Genomic DNA, 6349 nt, shown 5'->3' on the forward strand with positions numbered 1-6349 from the left:
AAAAAGATTTGTTGATATGGCAAAAAGAGACTACTATGAAGTATTAGGGGTCGACAAGTCGGCCTCGGCAGATGAAATAAAGAAAGCCTACCGGAAGAAAGCAATCCAATATCATCCGGACAGAAACCCCGGCGACAAGGAAGCCGAAGAAAAATTTAAAGAAGCAGCAGAAGCGTATGAAGTCCTAAGCAATCCGGACAAACGTGCACGCTATGACCAATACGGCTTTGCAGGCGTAGACGGAGCTGCCGGCGGAGGAGGATTCGGAGGATTCGGCGCAGGCGGAATGTCAATGGATGATATATTCTCTATGTTCGGTGATATCTTCGGCGGACGAGGAGGATTCGGAGGATTCGGTGGTGGAAGTGCCCAGCCACGCCAACGCCGATACAGAGGTTCCGACTTGCGAGTAAAAGTAAAACTCAGTTTGAAAGAAATTTCTACAGGAGTAGAAAAAAAATTCAAACTGAAAAAATACGTTCAATGTAGTCATTGCCACGGAACTGGAGCTGAAGGCACAGGAGGCGTGGAAACTTGTCCTACCTGTCGCGGAACAGGCAGTGTCACCCGTACCCAGCAAAGCATTTTCGGCATGATGCAGACCCAGTCTGTGTGCCCACAATGTGGAGGTGAAGGCAAAATTATCAAGAACAAATGCAAAGAATGTGACGGAGAAGGCATTGTCTACGGCGAAGAAATCGTAACGGTAAAGATACCGGCAGGCGTAGCCGAAGGTATGCAGGTCACTATCAACGGTAAAGGAAATGCCGGGAAACATAACGGTGTACCGGGTGATTTGCTGGTCTTGATCGAAGAAGAAAAACATCCCGAACTAATCCGTGATGAAAGCGACCTCATCTACAACCTCTTGCTAAGCGTGCCTACAGCGGCATTGGGAGGCACAGTAGAAATCCCCACTATCGATGGCAAGGCAAAAATCAAAATAGAGCCAGGCACTCAACCGGGTAAAGTTTTACGCCTGCGAGGCAAAGGGCTCCCTACAATTAACAGTTACGGATACAATACAGGTACGGGAGACTTACTGGTAAATGTCAGTGTATATATTCCTGAAAAGCTGAACAAAGAAGAACGCCAAGCGTTGGAAAAATGGCAGGAATCGGAAAGTTTCAAGCCCAACATGACCTTGAAAGAAAAAATATTCAAGAAATTCAGAAGCTTATTCGAATAAATACGCTTTTGCTGATACCATCACAGCACCCACAAACGACACAGTCTTTTCAATTGAGAAACTGTTGTGAATTTATCGTGCGATGATTTGGGATGAGTTTTTGAGACATTTCTGCTTCTATGATGAGGAAGATTGCGGTCTGTCTGACGAAGAAAGAAGCGGAAAAGACAAAAAACGCCCAAAGCACACACGAAGACGAATACATCAAGCCAAAAAACTTTTTGTAGAATTCCCGAACAGTTTCTGAAAATTATTTTCTGTGTAGCCTGTGTGGCTTGCGTTCAAAATACCGTTATTAATCCTCATCTCATATGAAACCAAAAGAAATTCCGGTGCTGCTCCTTACCGGCTATCTGGGCAGCGGAAAAACCACTTTAGTAAACCGAATCCTTTCCAACAAACGGGGTATCAAATTTGCCGTCATTGTAAATGATTTAGGCGAAATAAACATTGATGCTGACCTGATTCAAAAAGGAGGTGTCGTAAATCAAAAAGATGACAGCCTGGTATCCTTGCAAAACGGATGTATCTGTTGCACACTAAAGACCAATCTGATAGAACAGTTGTTTGAGCTGATGAAAAGCCAGCGATTCGACTATATCGTCATTGAGGCTAGTGGCATTTGTGAGCCGGAACCAATCGCACAAACCATCTGTTCCATACCTTCACTAGGTGGTGCCTATGCAAAATATGGCATTTGCCGGCTGGATTGCATCGTAACGGTAGTAGATGCCATGCGTATGCAAGACGAATTTGCCTGTGGAGATAACCTGACACGCAAAAACATTGACGAAGAAGATATTGAAAACCTGATTATCCAACAAATCGAATTTTGCAATATCATCCTGCTCAACAAAGCTTCTGAAGTAAAACCCGAAGAATTAAACCGTATCAAACAAATAATCCGTACTATTCAGCCCGCTGCCGAAATCATCGAATGCGACTATGGGAATGCAGACCTCGATAAGTTGCTAAATACACAGATGTTTAATTTCGAACGTGTGGCAACATCTGCCGGATGGATTCGGGGCATTGAAAAAGCTGCGACCGAAGAAGAAGAACGCGAAGCTCACCTACAAGCTGCCGAAGGACATCACCACGATGAAGACGGACTTCACGAAGAAGAAAATCATCACCATCACGAGCATCACCACCACGATGAGGGTGAAGCAGAAGAATACGGTATCGGCACATTCGTGTATTACCGTCGCCCTGCCTTCGACATTCATAAGTTAGACCGCTACATCGCTACCAAATGGCCGAAAAACATCATCCGTGCGAAAGGGGTATGCTACTTCAGCCATAACCGCGACATGTCTTATCTTTTCGAACAGGCAGGAAGACAAAAGCAACTGCACGAAGCAGGCTTATGGTATGCCACCGCACCCGAAGAAGACTTGGTCAAACTGATGGTGCAAGAGCCTGGGTTAATGCGTGACTGGGATGAAAAGTATGGAGACCGCATGATAAAACTCGTTTTCATCGGGCAACATCTCGATAAAGCACAAATCACACATGATTTGGATGAGTGTCTGGAATATTAACATCTAACACAACCAATAAAAAACAATATGGAAATAACTAGTGCCCAATTCGTTGTCAGTAATTCGCGGGCGGATATGTGTCCGGACGGAAATCTGCCCGAGTATGCTTTTATCGGACGCTCCAACGTAGGCAAGTCCAGCCTCATCAATATGCTGACCAATCACTCTAAGTTGGCTATGACTTCGTCTACTCCCGGAAAGACATTACTCATTAATCATTTTCTCATCAACAATTCGTGGTACCTGGTTGATTTGCCTGGGTATGGCTATGCACAGCGAGGGAAGAAGGTAATGGAAAATATCAAGAACCTCATCCAACATTACGTATTGGAACGAATACAGATGACATGCCTGTTTGTACTGATTGACAGCCGGCTTGAACCTCAAAAGATAGACTTACAATTCATTGAGTGGCTGGGTGAGAACAGCGTGCCTTTTGCGCTTGTATTTACCAAATCCGACAAACAAAGTGCCGGAAAGACTAAGCAAAATGTAGAACGTTTTCTTGATACCTTGAAAGAGCAATGGGAAGAACTCCCCCCCTATTTCATTACTTCATCCGAAAAAAAGACTGGAAGACAAGAATTGCTGGATTACATCGAATCAGTCAATCGCACATTACAATAAGTCCCAAGTCATGTCATTTTGTCAGGAATCAATTAAACACATAAAAGGTCATCCCTAAAAATTTTGAGATGACCCTTTATGTGAAATCAAGACCTTTTAAAAGGACCTTTTAAAAAATCACACCCAACCGGAAACCGGCATTATTCTGTCCATCAATATCTTCACTGGCTAAGGTTTCCGCTTTATTGGTCATATAACTATAATAACCTGCTATGTGAAAACCTAAACGATGACCTTTAAATGGGAAAATGCGCAAACCGATTTCAGGCGAAGCATAAAATCCCCATGGATTATCATACACCCCTCCTGTACCATAATAGGTGGTATAACGCGTATATGCTGCTCCCAGTTTCACACCTACATAAGGCTTAACTACCTTACCATTATATATACTATACGAAGTTGTAAGTCCAAAAGGTAACTGATAAGCCGAACGTTGCTGGTCAGTCGTCAGCGATTCAGTAGGGGAAAGTTGTAAAGTTTGCCTGCCTACATACCTATGATTGGTGTGGAAATTTATAAAGCCTCCTATCGCCCAACGTGGAGCCACATTATAAGTAGCCTCAAAATTCATCCCCCACCCGCTGATTTTATCTGCAAAATCAGTAGAATATGGAGCATTTACCTGCCAGTCGATAGTAAAATGCATTTTACGGGCATCCCATTGAGCATATCCCTTTGCGACTCCACACAGCATTACACAACAAGCTATTGCAAAACTTCTGAATATCATTGTTTTCATAATTTAATCCTCCTTTATTATTTATTGGTACTCAAATAAGCCGACTGACTGAAAGCCTGGTCCACACCATCCAACAACAACTGCATATTCACACGGTTGCTCCCGAACTGGAACCCCGAAGCACTGGCATACCATACTACAGGAATCTGACGCTGATTGTTGTCTGCATCCTGTCCTGTCAAATCCACCATCTCTAAAATCAAGGCTTGCGTGTCATAACTATAACTTACCGGATAAGGATAATACCATCCGCCCCAGCCGGCTCCCCAGTAAAAAGGATCCCACCAGCCTCCCCAATAACCGCCGGAAATGACAGTATTGGTCTGTGACACATACGATAATTGTACACCTACATCAGCATTGCCTTTTTGAGTCGGATCAGTAATACGCTGGTAACCCAAACGGTTCATCTGATTTTCTACTTCACCGACTATAGCCAGTGCATTGTTGTCGGTCCAATACGAAGCATGTATATCACCTGCCTCCAAAATACTATCAGGCAAATAATATGTAACATACTTGCTGAAATCAACGCTATTGTCATGATCGGTATATACTACCAAATCACTGTCCAACTGCCCCATATCCGGGTCTTTCTCACATGCGGCCAAGCTCATTAAAGCAATTATACCGAATGCCATAAACAAATTCTTTTTCATATCTGTCTTTCCATTTAATTAGTCAAATCATAAAAAATGTCACGCCAGTTTCCTGGTCAATCCATCACATTCCATCAAAACGAACGTCCTTTAAATACTGTACTCTTATGCAAAGGTAACAAAACACCATTCAAAGTCAAACGGTTCGAATTAAAATTAGGGAAGATTTCAACCGATGCTTGATTGGAACCTTTCATCATGCCAATTTCCACTCTTGCCGAAATTCCCGCTCCCATTACATTCATGGTCAAACGCAAATTGCCTTTCTTGTCTTCTTTCACTTCATAAGAAGATACCGAACCGTCTACCGTTACACCTCCCAGCCCGTTCGGTCCACTGACTGGAATATTAAAAGCGACCTGTACAACCGCCTTTTCACCATCTACAGATACAAAATTTGTATTCGAATTGACATATGCCATCTGTCCATACTTGAAGACAACTTTGTCGGCTTCTAAAGTAAATGCCTTGTCATTCAAGGCTTGTTTCGCTTCTTCGAAAAGCAAGCTGTCCAATTTGGCTTGCATTTCTTTCTTTTCTTCACGAGTCAATTCACGTTCTGTTTCTTGGGCTTGAAGCACACCAGTGCTTAAAAATGCCACACAAATGACTAAAGTTGATAAAATCTTTTTCATAATCAATCTCTCCTTTTTTGTTTAATGTTTGTCTATAAAACAAACTCAAAGTCCTTTTACTGCGGAATATTAGATTAAAAAAATATAAAAGGAAGCAGAAGCTTAATCTATATCAAGATTATTCGTATCTTTAAGTGTATAAATCTTAAAACTCCATCATTATGAACAGCATTTCAGATATCACCATACTGGTAGCCGTCATTGCCCTTGCCCTTTGGCCAATTGTATTGTTCTTGATTCGCATCATACACGAACGAAAAAAACGGCTGGAACATCTGGAACAAATGACCAAGGACGAACTAGATGAAATCAGTACAAAACAATTGGTAGTCAGCACCTTGAAAAAGATAGGATGCCAACCCGAGGAAAACGAGGAAGGACACATCGCCTTCAAGTATCAGGGAGACGATTTCTACATTGCCGCCGAAGAAGAAAACCGTTTCATCATGATATGGAATCCATGGTGGGGCTCTATCAATACCGACAACGAAGCCTTCCCTGTATTGAAAGAAATAATCAACCTGGTCAATGTCAATTCGCTGGTCACTACCGTTTACATGGCAGATGAGGACGGGAAAACCGTAGGACTGCATTCGCGTTGCCATACATACTTTTCGCCCAACGAAGGAGAACTGGAAGAACACCTGAAAATGTTGCTCGACTTTTTCTTCGACACACACAACGCCATCAAAGAAAACCTGAACCAACTGGGTAATGCTACCGTAGCTGAAGAAGAGAAAAAGGAACGGGTTAAAGTAAAAGGATTCGCCGCATACAAGGAAAACACAATGCCCATCGAGACGAAAGCGGAACAAAATGCATAAAAAGCATTTGAAACTGTTTTGAATTTAGAAGCTGTTTTGAATTTATCGTGCGATGATTTGGGATGAGTTTTTGAGGCATTTTCGCTTCTGTGATGAGGAAGATAGCGGGCTATCTGACGAAGAACAGGA

General features: G+C 42.7%; 8 protein-coding genes. 5 read left to right on the forward strand and 3 right to left on the reverse strand.

Annotated elements, in window-relative coordinates:
* Positions 1-16: 16 nt before the first annotated feature.
* From dnaJ to yihA, 4 genes are all read left to right on the forward strand, one after another.
* Complete coding sequence (gene dnaJ / locus B5F71_RS04850; RefSeq protein ID WP_087208124.1) at positions 17-1189, forward strand: molecular chaperone DnaJ; 1173 nt, start codon at positions 17-19, stop codon at positions 1187-1189.
* An 82-nt stretch (positions 1190-1271) separates the two neighbouring features.
* Complete coding sequence (locus B5F71_RS20125) at positions 1272-1436, forward strand: hypothetical protein (RefSeq protein ID WP_158098037.1); 165 nt, start codon at positions 1272-1274, stop codon at positions 1434-1436.
* Between the two features lie 64 nt (positions 1437-1500).
* The gene (locus B5F71_RS04855; protein WP_087208126.1) at positions 1501-2733 is read left to right on the forward strand and encodes a GTP-binding protein; all 1233 of its coding nucleotides are present in this window, start codon (positions 1501-1503) and stop codon (positions 2731-2733) included.
* A 27-nt stretch (positions 2734-2760) separates the two neighbouring features.
* On the forward strand, positions 2761-3360 hold the full coding sequence (gene yihA, locus B5F71_RS04860; protein WP_022039417.1) for a ribosome biogenesis GTP-binding protein YihA/YsxC: 600 nt from the start codon (positions 2761-2763) through the stop codon (positions 3358-3360).
* A gap of 109 nt (positions 3361-3469) precedes the next feature.
* On the opposite strand, the gene B5F71_RS04865 is transcribed toward yihA, so the two are convergent.
* From B5F71_RS04865 to B5F71_RS04875, 3 genes are all read right to left on the reverse strand, one after another.
* Positions 3470-4102 (reverse strand): outer membrane beta-barrel protein, encoded by a 633-nt coding sequence (locus tag B5F71_RS04865; protein WP_087208129.1) that lies wholly within the window; start codon positions 4100-4102, stop codon positions 3470-3472.
* A gap of 17 nt (positions 4103-4119) precedes the next feature.
* Entirely contained in the window at positions 4120-4761 is a 642-nt protein-coding gene (locus B5F71_RS04870) for a DUF4136 domain-containing protein (RefSeq protein ID WP_022039415.1), read from the reverse strand.
* Positions 4762-4835: 74 nt separating this feature from the next.
* Positions 4836-5396 (reverse strand): DUF4251 domain-containing protein, encoded by a 561-nt coding sequence (locus B5F71_RS04875; RefSeq protein WP_022039414.1) that lies wholly within the window; start codon positions 5394-5396, stop codon positions 4836-4838.
* Positions 5397-5566: 170 nt separating this feature from the next.
* On the opposite strand from B5F71_RS04875, the gene B5F71_RS04880 reads away from it, so the two are divergent.
* Positions 5567-6220, forward strand: coding sequence for a YbjN domain-containing protein (locus B5F71_RS04880; RefSeq protein WP_162608568.1), 654 nt, complete (start codon positions 5567-5569; stop codon positions 6218-6220).
* The last annotated feature ends 129 nt before the right edge of the window (positions 6221-6349 follow it).

The sequence above is a fragment of the Bacteroides sp. An269 genome (genome assembly GCF_002159755.1).
Lineage (GTDB): Bacteria > Bacteroidota > Bacteroidia > Bacteroidales > Bacteroidaceae > Phocaeicola > Phocaeicola intestinalis.